This is a genomic window from Enterobacter adelaidei (assembly GCF_041937165.1).
GTDB lineage: Bacteria > Pseudomonadota > Gammaproteobacteria > Enterobacterales > Enterobacteriaceae > Enterobacter > Enterobacter adelaidei.
Map to the genome: position 1 here is coordinate 3,616,248 of NZ_CP154353.1, position 13,220 is coordinate 3,629,467.

At 54.2% G+C, this 13,220-nt stretch carries 13 protein-coding genes and 5 tRNA genes; 2 read left to right on the plus strand and 16 right to left on the minus strand.

The genetic code is table 11. The annotated features are described in order from the left end of the window. Window positions 1-43: 43 nt before the first annotated feature. The 16 genes from AAHF05_RS17565 to mltB all read right to left on the minus strand — a co-directional run bounded on the left by AAHF05_RS17565 (window position 44) and on the right by mltB (window position 11,448). Window positions 44-472, minus strand: a complete 429-nt coding sequence (locus tag AAHF05_RS17565; RefSeq protein WP_008499541.1) for a YqaA family protein — start codon at window positions 470-472, stop codon at window positions 44-46. Further along, window positions 469-1,035 (minus strand): fructose-1-phosphate/6-phosphogluconate phosphatase, encoded by a 567-nt coding sequence (gene yqaB, locus AAHF05_RS17570; protein ID WP_129324913.1) that lies wholly within the window; start codon window positions 1,033-1,035, stop codon window positions 469-471. Before yqaB ends, AAHF05_RS17565 begins: the two co-directional genes overlap by 4 nt. A gap of 249 nt (window positions 1,036-1,284) precedes the next feature. After that, window positions 1,285-1,361: transfer RNA gene (locus tag AAHF05_RS17575), tRNA-Arg, on the minus strand. A 29-nt stretch (window positions 1,362-1,390) separates the two neighbouring features. Beyond that, window positions 1,391-1,467, minus strand: a tRNA-Arg gene (locus AAHF05_RS17580). A 29-nt stretch (window positions 1,468-1,496) separates the two neighbouring features. Beyond that, window positions 1,497-1,573: transfer RNA gene (locus tag AAHF05_RS17585), tRNA-Arg, on the minus strand. Between the two features lie 64 nt (window positions 1,574-1,637). Beyond that, a tRNA-Arg gene (locus AAHF05_RS17590) sits at window positions 1,638-1,714 on the minus strand. 4 nt (window positions 1,715-1,718) lie between these two features. Beyond that, a tRNA-Ser gene (locus tag AAHF05_RS17595) sits at window positions 1,719-1,811 on the minus strand. Between the two features lie 342 nt (window positions 1,812-2,153). Further along, entirely contained in the window at window positions 2,154-2,339 is a 186-nt protein-coding gene (csrA, locus tag AAHF05_RS17600; RefSeq protein ID WP_000906486.1) for a carbon storage regulator CsrA, read from the minus strand. 241 nt (window positions 2,340-2,580) lie between these two features. After that, window positions 2,581-5,208 (minus strand): alanine--tRNA ligase, encoded by a 2,628-nt coding sequence (alaS, locus tag AAHF05_RS17605; protein ID WP_028016808.1) that lies wholly within the window; start codon window positions 5,206-5,208, stop codon window positions 2,581-2,583. A 131-nt stretch (window positions 5,209-5,339) separates the two neighbouring features. Next, window positions 5,340-5,840, minus strand: a complete 501-nt coding sequence (gene recX / locus AAHF05_RS17610) for a recombination regulator RecX (RefSeq protein ID WP_129324912.1) — start codon at window positions 5,838-5,840, stop codon at window positions 5,340-5,342. Between the two features lie 67 nt (window positions 5,841-5,907). Next, complete coding sequence (gene recA / locus AAHF05_RS17615; protein WP_028016810.1) at window positions 5,908-6,966, minus strand: recombinase RecA; 1,059 nt, start codon at window positions 6,964-6,966, stop codon at window positions 5,908-5,910. Window positions 6,967-7,055: 89 nt separating this feature from the next. Then, a complete protein-coding gene (gene pncC, locus AAHF05_RS17620) occupies window positions 7,056-7,553 on the minus strand; it encodes a nicotinamide-nucleotide amidase (RefSeq protein WP_049006085.1) in 498 nt (165 codons plus the stop codon). Between the two features lie 131 nt (window positions 7,554-7,684). After that, entirely contained in the window at window positions 7,685-8,563 is an 879-nt protein-coding gene (locus AAHF05_RS17625; RefSeq protein WP_028016812.1) for a metal ABC transporter substrate-binding protein, read from the minus strand. Between the two features lie 14 nt (window positions 8,564-8,577). Beyond that, window positions 8,578-9,438: a metal ABC transporter permease gene (locus AAHF05_RS17630; protein WP_028016813.1), complete on the minus strand. Its 861-nt coding sequence runs from the start codon at window positions 9,436-9,438 to the stop codon at window positions 8,578-8,580. After that, window positions 9,435-10,088, minus strand: a complete 654-nt coding sequence (locus AAHF05_RS17635) for a metal ABC transporter ATP-binding protein (protein WP_028016814.1) — start codon at window positions 10,086-10,088, stop codon at window positions 9,435-9,437. Before AAHF05_RS17635 ends, AAHF05_RS17630 begins: the two co-directional genes overlap by 4 nt. A gap of 259 nt (window positions 10,089-10,347) precedes the next feature. Further along, window positions 10,348-11,448, minus strand: a complete 1,101-nt coding sequence (gene mltB, locus AAHF05_RS17640) for a lytic murein transglycosylase B (RefSeq protein ID WP_176691090.1) — start codon at window positions 11,446-11,448, stop codon at window positions 10,348-10,350. A gap of 252 nt (window positions 11,449-11,700) precedes the next feature. Between mltB and srlA the strand changes: the two genes are divergently transcribed. Together srlA and AAHF05_RS17650 are read left to right on the plus strand one after the other, a co-directional pair. After that, window positions 11,701-12,264, plus strand: coding sequence for a PTS glucitol/sorbitol transporter subunit IIC (gene srlA / locus AAHF05_RS17645; RefSeq protein WP_028016816.1), 564 nt, complete (start codon window positions 11,701-11,703; stop codon window positions 12,262-12,264). Beyond that, window positions 12,261-13,220 carry a PTS glucitol/sorbitol transporter subunit IIB gene (locus AAHF05_RS17650; RefSeq protein ID WP_028016817.1) on the plus strand — a complete coding sequence of 320 codons (960 nt, stop codon included), beginning with the start codon at window positions 12,261-12,263 and terminating at the stop codon, window positions 13,218-13,220. Before srlA ends, AAHF05_RS17650 begins: the two co-directional genes overlap by 4 nt.

The following is a 13,220-nucleotide window of genomic DNA, read 5'->3' on the forward strand; positions in this document are numbered from 1 at the left end:
TTGTAATGGTTGACGATTGAAGGTCGCGTATTCATTCCACCAATTAGTGCCACCACGTCATACCCTGCAGAGTTGCCCATGCCACGAGAACATATCGCAACGCCTTGCCAAGGCACAAAAAAAAGAGCACCGGTCCCCAGGAGATGCGCATCCATCCCGCCAGCAGACACAGTAAATCACCTATTACAGGCATCCAGCTTAATAACAGCGTGGCAGCGCCATAGCGTTTTAGCCAGCCGACTGCCTTTTCCTGCCATCGCGATTTTTCGCGCAGCGGAAAGAAACGCCCAAGAATAACGTTAGTCAGCCCTCCAAGGCTATTACCCATTGTTGCTATTAACACAAGCAACCAGGGCTGACTCACGCCGGACAACAGCATCGCCACCAGCACCACTTCCGAATTGCCCGGTAAGAGCGTGGCGCTTAAAAAACTGCTGGCGAATAATGAAGCAAGCGACAGCGCGTCACTCACAGTAAGCGCACATCCACCACGGCCATGCCAGCATCACGTGCGGCCTGAATACCGAAATCAGCATCTTCAAACACGACGCATTTTGCCGCCGGTACACCCATTAATTCTGCGCAGAACAGGAAGGTATCTGGTGCGGGCTTGTGATTTTTAACATGATCGGCGGCAACCACGGCAGAAAAATAATGGCGCAGGCCAAGATGATTGAGCAAAGCCTCTGCAATCGCGCTTTCGCTGCCCGTCCCCACCGACATCGGGCGACGTCCGTGCCACGCTTTCACGACATCAAGCAGCGGCAGCGGGCGTACGGTATCTAAAAGCATGGCTTTTACTGCATCGGTTTTTTCACGGGCGAGCAGGTGCGGGTCGAGATCGGCCTGATTCATTTCAATCACGGCCTGTGCAATACGCCAGGTTGGGGATCCGTTAAGGGCAATCATCGCCTGAAGGTCGAAACGCATACCGTAGCGGCCCAGGACATCAGTCCACGCTTGACGATGCGTAGGCTCGGTATCAAGGAGGGTGCCATCCATATCGAAGATCAGACCGTCATACTGTGCGTACATCGTGCTCTCGCTAAACGATTAACAAAGCATTACTTTATCGTAAAAGGTTATTTTTGTCGCTGACTGAGAGTGTGATTGCTGACGGAACGTCGAAGGAATAAACAAAGAAGGAGAAGATGGTGCATCCGGGAGGATTACTCGGCTGCGCCTCGCCCTGCGGGCCGTTGCTGAAGCAACGTTATCCTCCCTGGTGCTCGCGATTAACTCGCAAACCTTGAAACAACAGCGTAGCTATTATCTCGGAGAATATGGTGCATCCGGGAGGATTCGAACCTCCGACCGCTCGGTTCGTAGCCGAGTACTCTATCCAGCTGAGCTACGGATGCATCGGGAAATGCTTTCAGAAACAGTAAAATGGTGCATCCGGGAGGATTCGAACCTCCGACCGCTCGGTTCGTAGCCGAGTACTCTATCCAGCTGAGCTACGGATGCATCAGGGTACTGCTTTCAGAAATAGTAAATGGTGCATCCGGGAGGATTCGAACCTCCGACCGCTCGGTTCGTAGCCGAGTACTCTATCCAGCTGAGCTACGGATGCATCGGGATTTACTATTGTACTACTCGATATTCATATCACTTCGAAAGCAATATGAAGTAATAGATGGTGCATCCGGGAGGATTCGAACCTCCGACCGCTCGGTTCGTAGCCGAGTACTCTATCCAGCTGAGCTACGGATGCAAAATGGCGGTGAGGCGGGGATTCGAACCCCGGATGCAGCTTTTGACCGCATACTCCCTTAGCAGGGGAGCGCCTTCAGCCTCTCGGCCACCTCACCACACAACGCCTCTTTCGAGTGCTTCGAGTAACTCGTTAAGAGCTTCTCGTCGCTGCGTGGCGCATATATTACTTTCTGGGACTTATAAGTCAAACAATTTTCCAAAAGCTTTTATCGTTTGCACAAATCACACGCAATTCGCATGTAAAAGCCGCAAAGAGGGTGTTTTATAAGCGGATTTTGCAGGCATCTTCACAGAAAACCTATGCAGAAATGGCGGTGTCAGAACGAGTTAAGAGTAACGGAGTGGTTAAAAAGAGAGCAATTGAAATTAAACGGTAACTTTGGGCAGGAAAAATGACAGGAGGGTTGCGTCTCGCCCGACAGCGAGACGCGACAATATCAGTAACTGGACTGCTGGGATTTTTCAGCCTGGATACGCTGGTAGATCTCTTCACGGTGGACAGATACTTCTTTAGGAGCGTTAACACCAATACGTACCTGGTTACCCTTTACCCCTAAAACTGTCACGGTGACCTCATCCCCAATCATGAGGGTCTCACCAACTCGACGAGTCAGAATCAGCATTCTTTGCTCCTTGAAAGATTAAAAGAGTCGGGTCTCTTGTATCCCGGCATTATCCATCATATAACGCCAAAAAGTAAGCGATGACAAACACGTAAAGTGTAAGCAGTCACGGCATCACATTCTGTTAAACGTAAGTTTAGCCGATATACACAAACTCAACCTGACTTTATCGTTATCGATAGCACAGTGAACAAGTCGCCATAACGTTACCGCTATGGCGTCTGCTTGTGCTTTGTAATTATTACAGTTTCGCGCTTACCCAGCTTTCAACGCTGGCCAAAGCTTGCGGAAGTGCCGCCGCATCCGTACCACCGGCTTGCGCCATGTCTGGACGACCACCACCCTTGCCGCCCACCTGCTGGGCAACCATACCAATCAGTTCCCCTGCTTTTACGCGGTCAGTCACATCCTTAGAGACCCCCGCAATCAGAGAAACCTTACCTTCTGCCACTGTCGCCAGCACGATAACGGTAGAACCAAGCTGGTTCTTGAGATCGTCGACCATAGTACGCAGCATCTTAGGCTCAACGCCCGCCAGATCGCTGACCAGCAGTTTGACGCCCTTAATGTCTACAGCTTTGCTGGAGAGGTTTGCACTCTCCTGCGCCGCAGCCTGCTCTTTTAGCTGCTGCAGCTCTTTTTCCAGCTGACGCGTGCGATCCAGCGCAACGCGCACTTTCTCGCCCAGGTTCTGGCTATCGCCTTTAAGCAGCTGTGCGATGTCGTGCAGCTGATCGCTCTGCGCATGCAGGCTGGCAATCGCACCTTCACCGGTCACCGCTTCGATACGACGCACGCCTGCCGCCGTACCCGACTCGGAAACAATGCGGAACAGGCCGATGTCACCAGTGCGCGATGCGTGAGTACCACCGCACAGTTCAGTCGAGAAGTCGCCCATGCTCAGCACACGAACACGCTCGTCATATTTCTCACCAAACAGCGCCATCGCACCTTTTTTCTTCGCGTCCTCAAGATCCATGATGTGGGTCTCGATTGGCAGGTTACGACGGATCTGCGCGTTCACCAGATCTTCCACCGCGCGGATTTCAGACGGTTTCATCGCTTCAAAATGCGAGAAGTCGAAACGCAGCACTTTGTCGTTAACCAGAGAACCTTTCTGTGCAACGTGGGTACCGAGTACGTCGCGCAGGGCAGCATGCATCAGGTGAGTTGCAGAGTGGTTCAGACGAATGCGCGCGCGGCGAGCTTCATCCACATTAGCCTGTACGCCCTCACCCACTTTCAGAGAACCGGAAACCAGTTTGCCCTGATGACCAATCGCCTGACCGTATTTCTGGGTGTCGCTTACGCTGAAGCTGAAACCATTGCCTTTCAGTTCGCCTTTATCGCCAACCTGACCACCAGATTCCGCATAGAATGGTGTTTTGTCCAGAATGACAACCGCATCCTGACCTGCGCTGATGCTGTCTACGGCTTTACCGTCAACAAACAGGGCGGTCACTTTGCCGGTCAGTTCCAGCGCTTCATAACCTTTGAATTCAGACGCGCTGTCAACGCGGATCATCGCGTTGTAGTCTGCACCGAAACCGCTGGACTCACGCGCACGACGACGCTGCTCTTCCATCGCGGCTTCGAAGCCCGCTTCGTCAACTTTGATGTTGCGCTCGCGACAAACGTCCGCCGTCAGATCAACCGGGAAACCGTAGGTGTCGTACAGGCGGAAAGCGGTTTCGCCATCCAGCGTGTCACCCTTAAGGTTTGCCAGTTCTTCGTCCAGCAGCGCCAGACCGCGCTCCAGCGTACGGGCAAACTGCTCTTCTTCGGTTTTCAGAACCTGCTCTACCTGCGCCTGCTGGCGTTTCAGCTCATCACCGGCAGCACCCATCACGCCAATCAGTGGCCCAACGAGCTTATAGAAGAAGGTGTCCTTCGCGCCCAGCATGTTGCCGTGACGGATAGCACGACGAATGATACGACGCAGCACGTAGCCACGGTTTTCATTCGATGGGATAACGCCGTCGGCAATCAGGAACGCACAGGAACGAATATGGTCCGCGATAACGCGCAGGGATTTGTTGTTCAGGTCGGTCGCGCCGGTCACTTCCGCAACGGCTTTGATCAGGGTGCTGAACAGGTCAATCTCGTAGTTGGAGTTAACGTGCTGCAGAACCGCAGCAATACGCTCCAGACCCATACCGGTATCAACGGAAGGCTTCGGCAGCGGCTCCATTGTACCGTCAGCCTGACGGTTGAACTGCATAAAGACGATGTTCCAGATCTCAATGTAGCGATCGCCATCTTCTTCCGGACTGCCTGGAGGGCCACCCCAGATGTGGTCGCCATGATCGTAGAAGATCTCGGTGCACGGACCGCAAGGACCGGTGTCACCCATCTGCCAGAAGTTGTCAGACGCGTAAGGCGCGCCTTTGTTATCACCGATGCGAATAATACGTTCGCGCGGGATACCGACTTCTTTTTCCCAGATTTCGTAGGCTTCGTCATCGGTTTCATAGACGGTAACCCACAGACGCTCTTTCGGCAGGTTGAACCAGTTTTCACCGGTCAGCAGTTCCCACGCATATTGAATGGCATCGTGTTTGAAGTAGTCGCCGAAGCTGAAGTTGCCCAGCATTTCGAAGAACGTATGGTGACGTGCGGTGTAACCGACGTTTTCCAGGTCGTTGTGTTTACCGCCCGCACGTACGCAACGCTGTGACGTTGTGGCACGGGAATAATTACGCTTGTCGAGACCAAGGAACACATCCTTGAACTGGTTCATCCCGGCGTTGGTAAACAGTAAAGTCGGGTCGTTATTTGGTACCAGGGAGCTGCTGGCAACAACCTGGTGTCCCTTACTATGGAAAAAATCGAGAAACGCCTGACGGATCTCAGCGGTGCTCTTGCTCATAATTATCCTGAAATCAAGCTAACGAAATGTCGTAGCAAGCCTGTACCTGTAAACAGTTGGACAGACCAGCTACTGGAAAAAGTGGGAATAAGATAAGTTTTCTTTAGTGGGAAGTAAAATCCCGCATGCGTTCAATCGGCAAAATTACGCCAGATATCCTGAATATCTTCCATCAGGAAGCCACGGTAGAGCAAAAAGCGTTGGATTTTCACTTTTTCTGAAAAATCACGCGGCAGGGGTTCACCGTATTTCCGAATCGCCTGTTCTTTTGCCAGCTCGCACCAGTCGGTATCGCATTCTCGCATGGCTTTTTCAATGGACTCGCGGGCGACTCCTTTCTGGTTCAGCTCCTGACGTATGCGCGCGGGGCCGTATCCTTTCCGACCACGGCTGGCGACAAACCGGGAAGCGAAGCGCTCATCATCCAGATAGTGATGCTCGTAGCACCAGGCAATCACGCGTTCGTAATCTTCCGCCGTGGCATCAATCTCTTCCGGGCCATTTTTGCTCATTACGGGAGCCGACAATTTTCGCCGCAACTCTTGCTCACTGTGATCACGAACAGCAAGGATACGTACTGCCCGGTCCAGTAAGCGCGCGTACGCGGGTCGACGTGGGGTAGGTTCACTCATAAAAAACCTGCTGGTTCAGAAATGCAAAAAGGGCCGCATCAGCAGCCCTTCGTCTTTATACGAAGCATTAAAAATCTTCGTTAGTTTCTTCAGCATCCACGCTATCAACTGCGAAGTCGGGTGTGGAGTCCTGGTTGTTCAGCAGAAGCTCACGCACTTTCTTCTCAATTTCTTTCGCCGCAGCCGGGTTCTCTTTCAGCCAGGAGATCGCATTTGCTTTACCCTGACCAATTTTGTCACCGTTATAGCTATACCAGGCGCCCGCTTTTTCAATCAGCTTCTCTTTCACGCCCAGGTCAACCAGCTCACCGAAGAAGTTAATCCCTTCACCGTAGAGGATCTGGAATTCAGCCTGTTTAAACGGCGCGGCAATTTTGTTCTTCACAACCTTCACGCGGGTTTCGCTTCCGACGACGTTCTCACCCTCTTTTACCGCACCGATACGGCGGATATCAAGACGGACAGACGCGTAGAATTTCAGCGCGTTACCACCGGTGGTGGTTTCCGGGTTACCGAACATTACACCAATTTTCATACGGATCTGGTTAATGAAGATCAGCAGCGTATTGGACTGTTTCAGGTTACCGGCCAGCTTACGCATTGCCTGGCTCATCATACGTGCCGCGAGGCCCATGTGAGAGTCACCGATTTCGCCTTCGATTTCGGCTTTTGGCGTCAGTGCGGCAACGGAGTCGACCACGATAACGTCAACAGCACCAGAACGCGCCAGTGCGTCACAAATTTCCAGCGCCTGTTCACCGGTGTCCGGCTGAGAACAGAGCAGGTTGTCGATATCAACACCCAGTTTGCGAGCATAAACAGGGTCCAGCGCGTGCTCGGCATCGATAAATGCACAGGTTTTACCTTCACGCTGTGCCGCAGCGATAACCTGCAGCGTCAGCGTCGTTTTACCTGAGGACTCTGGTCCGTAGATTTCTACGATACGGCCCATCGGCAGACCGCCAGCGCCCAGTGCGATATCCAGAGAAAGCGAACCGGTGGAGATGGTTTCCACATCCATGGAACGGTCTTCACCCAGGCGCATGATGGAGCCTTTACCGAATTGCTTTTCGATCTGGCCCAGTGCTGCCGCCAACGCTTTCTGTTTGTTTTCGTCGATAGCCATTATTACTCCTGTCATGCCGGGAGAAGCAACTCTGCTTCACCGTGGATTTCTGTTCTGTTGGTGCAATTATACTGTATGGTCATACAGTATCAAGTATTTTGTAGAAATTGTTGCCAGAGCGTTTTTAACGCATATTCCGTTGCCTGACGGCGCACGCTTTCGCGATCGCCGCTAAAACACTCCCGGCGGGTGATCCCTTCACCTTTGGACGTGGCAAAACCAAACCAGACTGTGCCAACAGGCTTCACGTCGCTGCCGCCATCCGGGCCTGCGATACCGCTGATTGAAATGGCGTAATCCGCACGCGCCTCTTTGAGCGCACCAATTGCCATCTCAATCACCACCGGTTCGCTGACCGCGCCATGCTGTTCCAGCGTGGATTCACGCACGCCAATCATTTGCGCTTTAGCCTCGTTACTGTAGGTCACAAAGCCACGTTCAAACCAGGCGGAACTACCGGCGATATCAGTAATCACTTTCGCCACCCAGCCGCCAGTACAGGACTCTGCAGTGGTGATTGTCGCACCACGTTGCTTAAGCGCCAGCCCAACTATCTCGCTAAGCTGCATCAATTCATGGTCAGTCATTCTCGCTCCAGGCATCAGAAAAACGTGCAGCACAAGATAGCACTTTCTCGTCAGATATGGGGATGCGCTTCAGGTTTTACGAGGGGGCTTCAGAAAAAAGCCGATGCGGGCGCACCGGCCATTAGAGAATGTTATTTCATGCTGTCGGCGAGGGTATTCACATTGTGACGAAACGCCTTCACGTAGGTGTCTGCCACTCCGCCTTTTGCCGACAGGGCTTCCGGATAAAGTTCACCACCCGGCTGAGCGCCCGTGGCTGACGCAATCTGTTTAACCAGACGCGGGTCGAGCTGGTTTTCCATAAACCAGGTTTTCACGCCGTCCGCTTTAATCTGATTAATAATCTCAGCAACCTGCGCCGCACTGGCTTCGCTCTCTGACGACAGCCCCTGTGGCGCCATAAACGTGACGCCATAGGCCCTGCTGAAATAACCGAAAGCGTCATGACTGGTCAGTACGTTACGCTTCGCCTGTGGGATCTGGCTAAAGCGGGTTTTGGCCCAGTTATCCAGTTGAGTCAGTTGCGCGATATACGGCTTCCCTGAGGCCTCCAGTGCTGCTTTGTCTTCTGGATCGGCTTTTACCAGCCCGTTCAAAATATTTTGCGCATACAGCGCCCCGTTCGCCGCACTGTTCCACGCGTGAGGATCGGTCACGGTCTTTCCATCTTCCTCAAGCGTGTGGGTTTTCACCCCGGTTGAAGCGACGACCAGTTGGCCTTTAAATCCGGAGGCTTTCACCAGACGATCAAGCCAGCCCTCCAGCCCCAGGCCGTTCACCACCACCACATCGGCCTTGCTCAGCGCCGCGCTGTCTTTCGGCGACGGCTCGAAGGTATGCGGATCGCCGTCCGGCCCCACCAGCGTCGTCACCTTCACATGGTCACCGCCCACCTCCTGGGTAATGTCCCCCAGTATCGAAAAGCTGGTGACCACATTCAGCGTTTTTGCCATCACACCGTGCGACATCATCCCCAGCGCGAGCGCCACTGCTAATCCTGTACGTTTCATCGTTTCCCCTTGCGTTAAAAAAACGCACGCAGGCTGCCAGCGAGCTGGCTTCGCGTGCCAAATAAAATAGAAATAAAGAAAAGTGCGCTGGCGGTGAGCACAATAGACGGCCCCGCAGGCAGGCTCACAGCCCAGGAAAGGCTTAACCCGAACCATGCACAGAAAATACCGCTCATCCCTGCCATCAGAAGTAATCCAGGTAGGGTGCGTACCCAGCATCGCGCGGCCACGGCGGGTAACATCATCAACCCGACGGCCATCAGCGTGCCAAGCACCTGAAAGCCCGCCACCAGGTTAAGCACCAGCAGCGCCAGAAACAGGCCATGCAACAGACCGGGTAACCAACGGGCATTCACCTGCAGCCACGCCGTATCAAACGCCTCTGTCACCAGCCCGCGATAAAAGACAGCCAGTACGATTAACGTGAAAATACAAACCCCAGCCACAAACAGTGCGGCATCGTTGTCCACGGCGAGAATAGAACCAAACAGCAAATGCAGCAGATCGACATTCGACCCACGCAGCGACACCAGCGTGACGCCTAATGCCAGCGATCCCAAATAGAACCCGGCAAAACTGGCATCTTCTTTTAGCGGCGTGCGTCGACTGACCAACCCGGCCACCAGCGCAACGGCAATACCAGCGATAAAACCGCCGATACTCATCGCCAGCAATGACATGCCGCTGAGCAAATATCCCACTGCGACACCCGGCAAAATGGCATGAGAAAGGGCATCCCCCATCAGGCTCATCCTGCGTAGCTGAAGAAAAACCCCGAGCGCCGTGGTGCTGACCGACAGCGCCAGGCAAACCACCAGTGCGCGACGCATAAAGCCGTACTCGATAAACGGCTGGAAAAAGAGCTGCCAAATCATGCCACCCTCACCCGCTCGGTTTTCCATTGGGGAACGTCAGCATCCAGCCGTAATGTCTGCGGGAAATGGCGCGAGACGCGTTCACTGTCGTGGAGTACCGCTAACAAGGTTTGTCCCTGCATATACATCTCCAGCATCAAATCCATCAGCACGTTGCAGGTGGCTTCATCGACGCCGGTAAAGGGCTCATCAAGCATTACCAGCGGCGCCTGCTGCACCAGGACACGGGCAAAGAGCATGCGCTGAAACTGGCCGCCGGAGAGCTCATCGATGGTGGATAGCGCCATGGATTCCAGCCCTACACGCTCAATCGCGCCGGCAATCCGCAAGCGTGTTTCACGACGAAAGCCGGATAAAAGCGAAATGCCCGGCCAGCACCCCATACTGACGACGTCCTGCACGGTCAACGGAAATTGCGCTTCCAGCGCGTGGCGTTGTGCCAGCCAGCCAATCACCGGGCGCTTTTCCTGCCAGCGCATACTCCCGCCCACGGGAGCGATAAACCCTGCGAGCGTTTTCAGGAGCGTCGATTTCCCGCAGCCGTTGGCGCCCACGATTGCGGTCATACTCCCGCGTTCAATGACGCCGGATAACGGCCGCGTGACGGGCTGACGTTCATAACCTGCGGTCAGTTCATTCATTACGATCATGGCAGCGCTACCGCCCAGCTCACCGCCAGGCTGATAAACACAATAATGGCCAGCGCCAGCAGAAGGCGAACTGGCGCAGAGAGCGAAAAAAGGGAAATTGACATCTCGACACTCGCAATAATGTTATAACATAACAATAATGAAAGGTATTGACGTTGTAAATGGTGTGTTTGAAAAGGGAGTGTGGCGAAATGTTTCAGCGAAAAATAGGGGACCATCTTCAGCCCTCTCCACCAGGGAGAGGGCTGAATCAAGCGAGTTACTGACTAAACGGCGACGCGGCTGGCACACGCGCCTGCGATACCGCCAGCCCCAGCTGCCACACGGCCATCGCATAGTGGGTGCTGTGGTTATAGCGGGTGATGGTGTAGAAGTTCGGCAGACCGTACCAGTACTGGTAACCGGTACCGATATCCAGACGCAGCAGGCTTGCCTGTTGCGCATTGCCCAGCGGCTGCGTTGGCGTTAAGCCTGCTGCTGCCAGCTGCGAAATGCTGTAATTGGTTTTAAAACCGTTTTCCAGCCCCGGCGCCTGGCCGTTAGCCTGCACCGCCACCTGGCCGCCCGGCACCCAGCCGTGCGCTTTGAAGTAGTTCGCCACGCTGCCAATGGCATCCACCGGATCCCACAGGTTGATGTGACCATCACCGTTAAAGTCGACGGCGTATTGTTTATAGGAGGACGGCATAAACTGGCCATAACCCATCGCACCGGCAAACGAACCTTTCAGATCGAGCGGATCATCTTGCTCATTACGCGCCATCAGCAGGAAGGTTTCCAGCTCGGAAGAGAAATATTCGGCACGGCGCGGGTAGTTAAAGGACAGTGTCGCCAGCGCATCCAGGATGCGAGTTTTGCCCATCACGCGGCCCCAGCGGGTTTCCACGCCGATAATCCCGACGATAATTTCCGGCGGCACGCCGTAGACCTGCCACGCACGGTTCAGCGCATCCTCATACTGATTCCAGAACACGACGCCATTCTGCACGTTGTCCGGGGTAATAAACTGTTTGCGATAGCGCAACCATGCGCCATTTGGCCCGCTCGGCGCCTGGGCCGTCGGTGCCTGTCTGTCCATCAGGCGCAACACGTAATCAAGACGCTTCGCCTGAGATAAAATTTCGTGCAGTTGTTGCCTGTCAAAGCCGTGTTTGCTCACCATTTTATCAATGAACTGCTCGGCCGCCGGGTTATTCGCGAAGTCGCCACCCATCTGCATCATATTGTGCTGCGGCTCCAGCAGGAATCCTCCGGAAGGCGCGCCTGCCGTTTGCTGAACGGTTTCGGTCTTAGGTTTGCTACTACAGGCAGACAGCAGAATAAGCGCAGGTAACAACGCTGCATAACGACGCTTGAACATGAGACATCCATTTAACGGGTTCGATAAGAGCTCAGTATGGTAAAGCATCCGCAACACCTCAAGGAAGCAGTACGCACCTCCCCCACGCAAATCCTCGCTTTTTTCCACCGAAAATCATTGACCTCATCAATAAACTTTCAAAATAATACATTTTTCTTTCATTGTGAGATCTAACTAACACTTTAAAACCTTTCAAAGTGATTATTATTAGCCCGGTCAGACAAAAACAAAAAAGCCCCACAGGAGAGAAGAATGATAGAAACCATCACCCACGGCGCCGAGTGGTTCATCGGGCTGTTTCAGAAAGGCGGAGAAGTGTTCACCGGCATGGTGACCGGGATCCTGCCCCTGCTGATCAGCCTGCTGGTGATCATGAACGCGCTGATCAACTTTATCGGCCAGCAGCGCATTGAACGCTTCGCTCAGCGTTGCGCGGGTAACCCACTGTCCCGCTACCTGGTATTACCCTGTATCGGTACCTTCGTTTTCTGCAACCCGATGACCTTAAGCCTCGGGCGTTTTATGCCAGAAAAGTACAAACCAAGTTACTACGCAGCGGCCTCCTACAGCTGCCATTCGATGAACGGTCTGTTCCCGCACATCAACCCCGGCGAGCTGTTTGTCTATCTCGGGATCGCCAGCGGCCTTACCACCCTTGGTCTGCCACTCGGACCACTGGCAGTGAGCTATCTGCTGGTTGGCCTCGTCACCAACTTCTTCCGCGGCTGGGTGACAGACCTCACCACCGCCATTTTCGAGAAAAAAATGGGCATCCAGCTTGAACAGAAAGTCCATCTTTCAGGAGCCACAGCATGAACCGGATCCGCATTGAGAAAGGCACGGGCGGCTGGGGCGGCCCGCTGGAGTTCGACGCAACAGAAGGCAAAAAGATCGTCTACATCACCGCAGGCACACGCCCGGCGATCGTTGACAAACTACGCGAGCTGACCGGCTGGGAAGCGGTTGACGGCTTTAAAGAGGGCGAGCCACCGGAAGCGGAAATCGGCGTGGCGGTGATCGACTGCGGCGGCACGCTGCGCTGCGGCATCTATCCTAAGCGTCGCATTCCGACGGTGAATATTCACTCCACCGGCAAGTCAGGCCCGCTGGCGCAATACATCCTGGAAGACATTTATGTGTCGGGCGTGAAAGAGGACAACATCACTCTGGTGAATGGCTCCCCTGCCCCACAAAAAGCCACACCGCGTGATTACGACACCAGCAAAAAAATCACCGAACAGAGCGATGGTCTGTTGGCAAAAGTCGGCATGGGCATGGGGTCCGCCGTGGCGGTGCTGTTCCAGTCCGGGCGCGACACTATTGATACCGTGCTGAAAACCATTCTGCCATTTATGGCATTCGTCTCGGCGCTGATCGGCATCATCATGGCCTCCGGTCTGGGTGACTGGATTGCCCACGGACTCGCCCCGCTCGCCAGCCATCCGCTTGGGCTGGTCACACTGGCGCTGATCTGCTCCTTCCCGCTGCTGTCGCCGTTTCTCGGCCCTGGGGCGGTGATTGCTCAGGTCATCGGCGTGCTGATTGGTGTGCAAATTGGTCTGGGTAATATTCCCCCGCACCTTGCTCTGCCCGCCCTGTTTGCCATTAACGCCCAGGCGGCATGCGACTTCATTCCCGTTGGGTTGTCGCTAGCCGAAGCGCGCCAGGACACCGTGCGCGTGGGCGTGCCGTCCGTGCTGGTAAGCCGCTTCCTGACGGGCGCGCCGACGGTGCTGATTGCCTGGTTTGTCTCTGGCTTTATTTATCAATAA

Bases quoted from the DNA above. Each gene is read 5' to 3' on its own strand.
- AAHF05_RS17635 (WP_028016814.1), bottom strand. From the start codon at position 10,088: ATGATCGTAATGAATGAACTGACCGCAGGTTATGAACGTCAGCCCGTC.
- pncC (WP_049006085.1), bottom strand. From the start codon at position 7,553: ATGACTGACCATGAATTGATGCAGCTTAGCGAGATAGTTGGGCTGGCG.
- AAHF05_RS17650 (WP_028016817.1), top strand. From the start codon at position 12,261: ATGAACCGGATCCGCATTGAGAAAGGCACGGGCGGCTGGGGCGGCCCG.
- srlA (WP_028016816.1), top strand. From the start codon at position 11,701: ATGATAGAAACCATCACCCACGGCGCCGAGTGGTTCATCGGGCTGTTT.
- recX (WP_129324912.1), bottom strand. From the start codon at position 5,840: ATGAGTGAACCTACCCCACGTCGACCCGCGTACGCGCGCTTACTGGAC.
- alaS (WP_028016808.1), bottom strand. From the start codon at position 5,208: ATGAGCAAGAGCACCGCTGAGATCCGTCAGGCGTTTCTCGATTTTTTC.
- recA (WP_028016810.1), bottom strand. From the start codon at position 6,966: ATGGCTATCGACGAAAACAAACAGAAAGCGTTGGCGGCAGCACTGGGC.
- yqaB (WP_129324913.1), bottom strand. From the start codon at position 1,035: ATGTACGCACAGTATGACGGTCTGATCTTCGATATGGATGGCACCCTC.
- AAHF05_RS17630 (WP_028016813.1), bottom strand. From the start codon at position 9,438: ATGATTTGGCAGCTCTTTTTCCAGCCGTTTATCGAGTACGGCTTTATG.
- mltB (WP_176691090.1), bottom strand. From the start codon at position 11,448: ATGTTCAAGCGTCGTTATGCAGCGTTGTTACCTGCGCTTATTCTGCTG.
- AAHF05_RS17625 (WP_028016812.1), bottom strand. From the start codon at position 8,563: ATGAAACGTACAGGATTAGCAGTGGCGCTCGCGCTGGGGATGATGTCG.
- csrA (WP_000906486.1), bottom strand. From the start codon at position 2,339: ATGCTGATTCTGACTCGTCGAGTTGGTGAGACCCTCATGATTGGGGAT.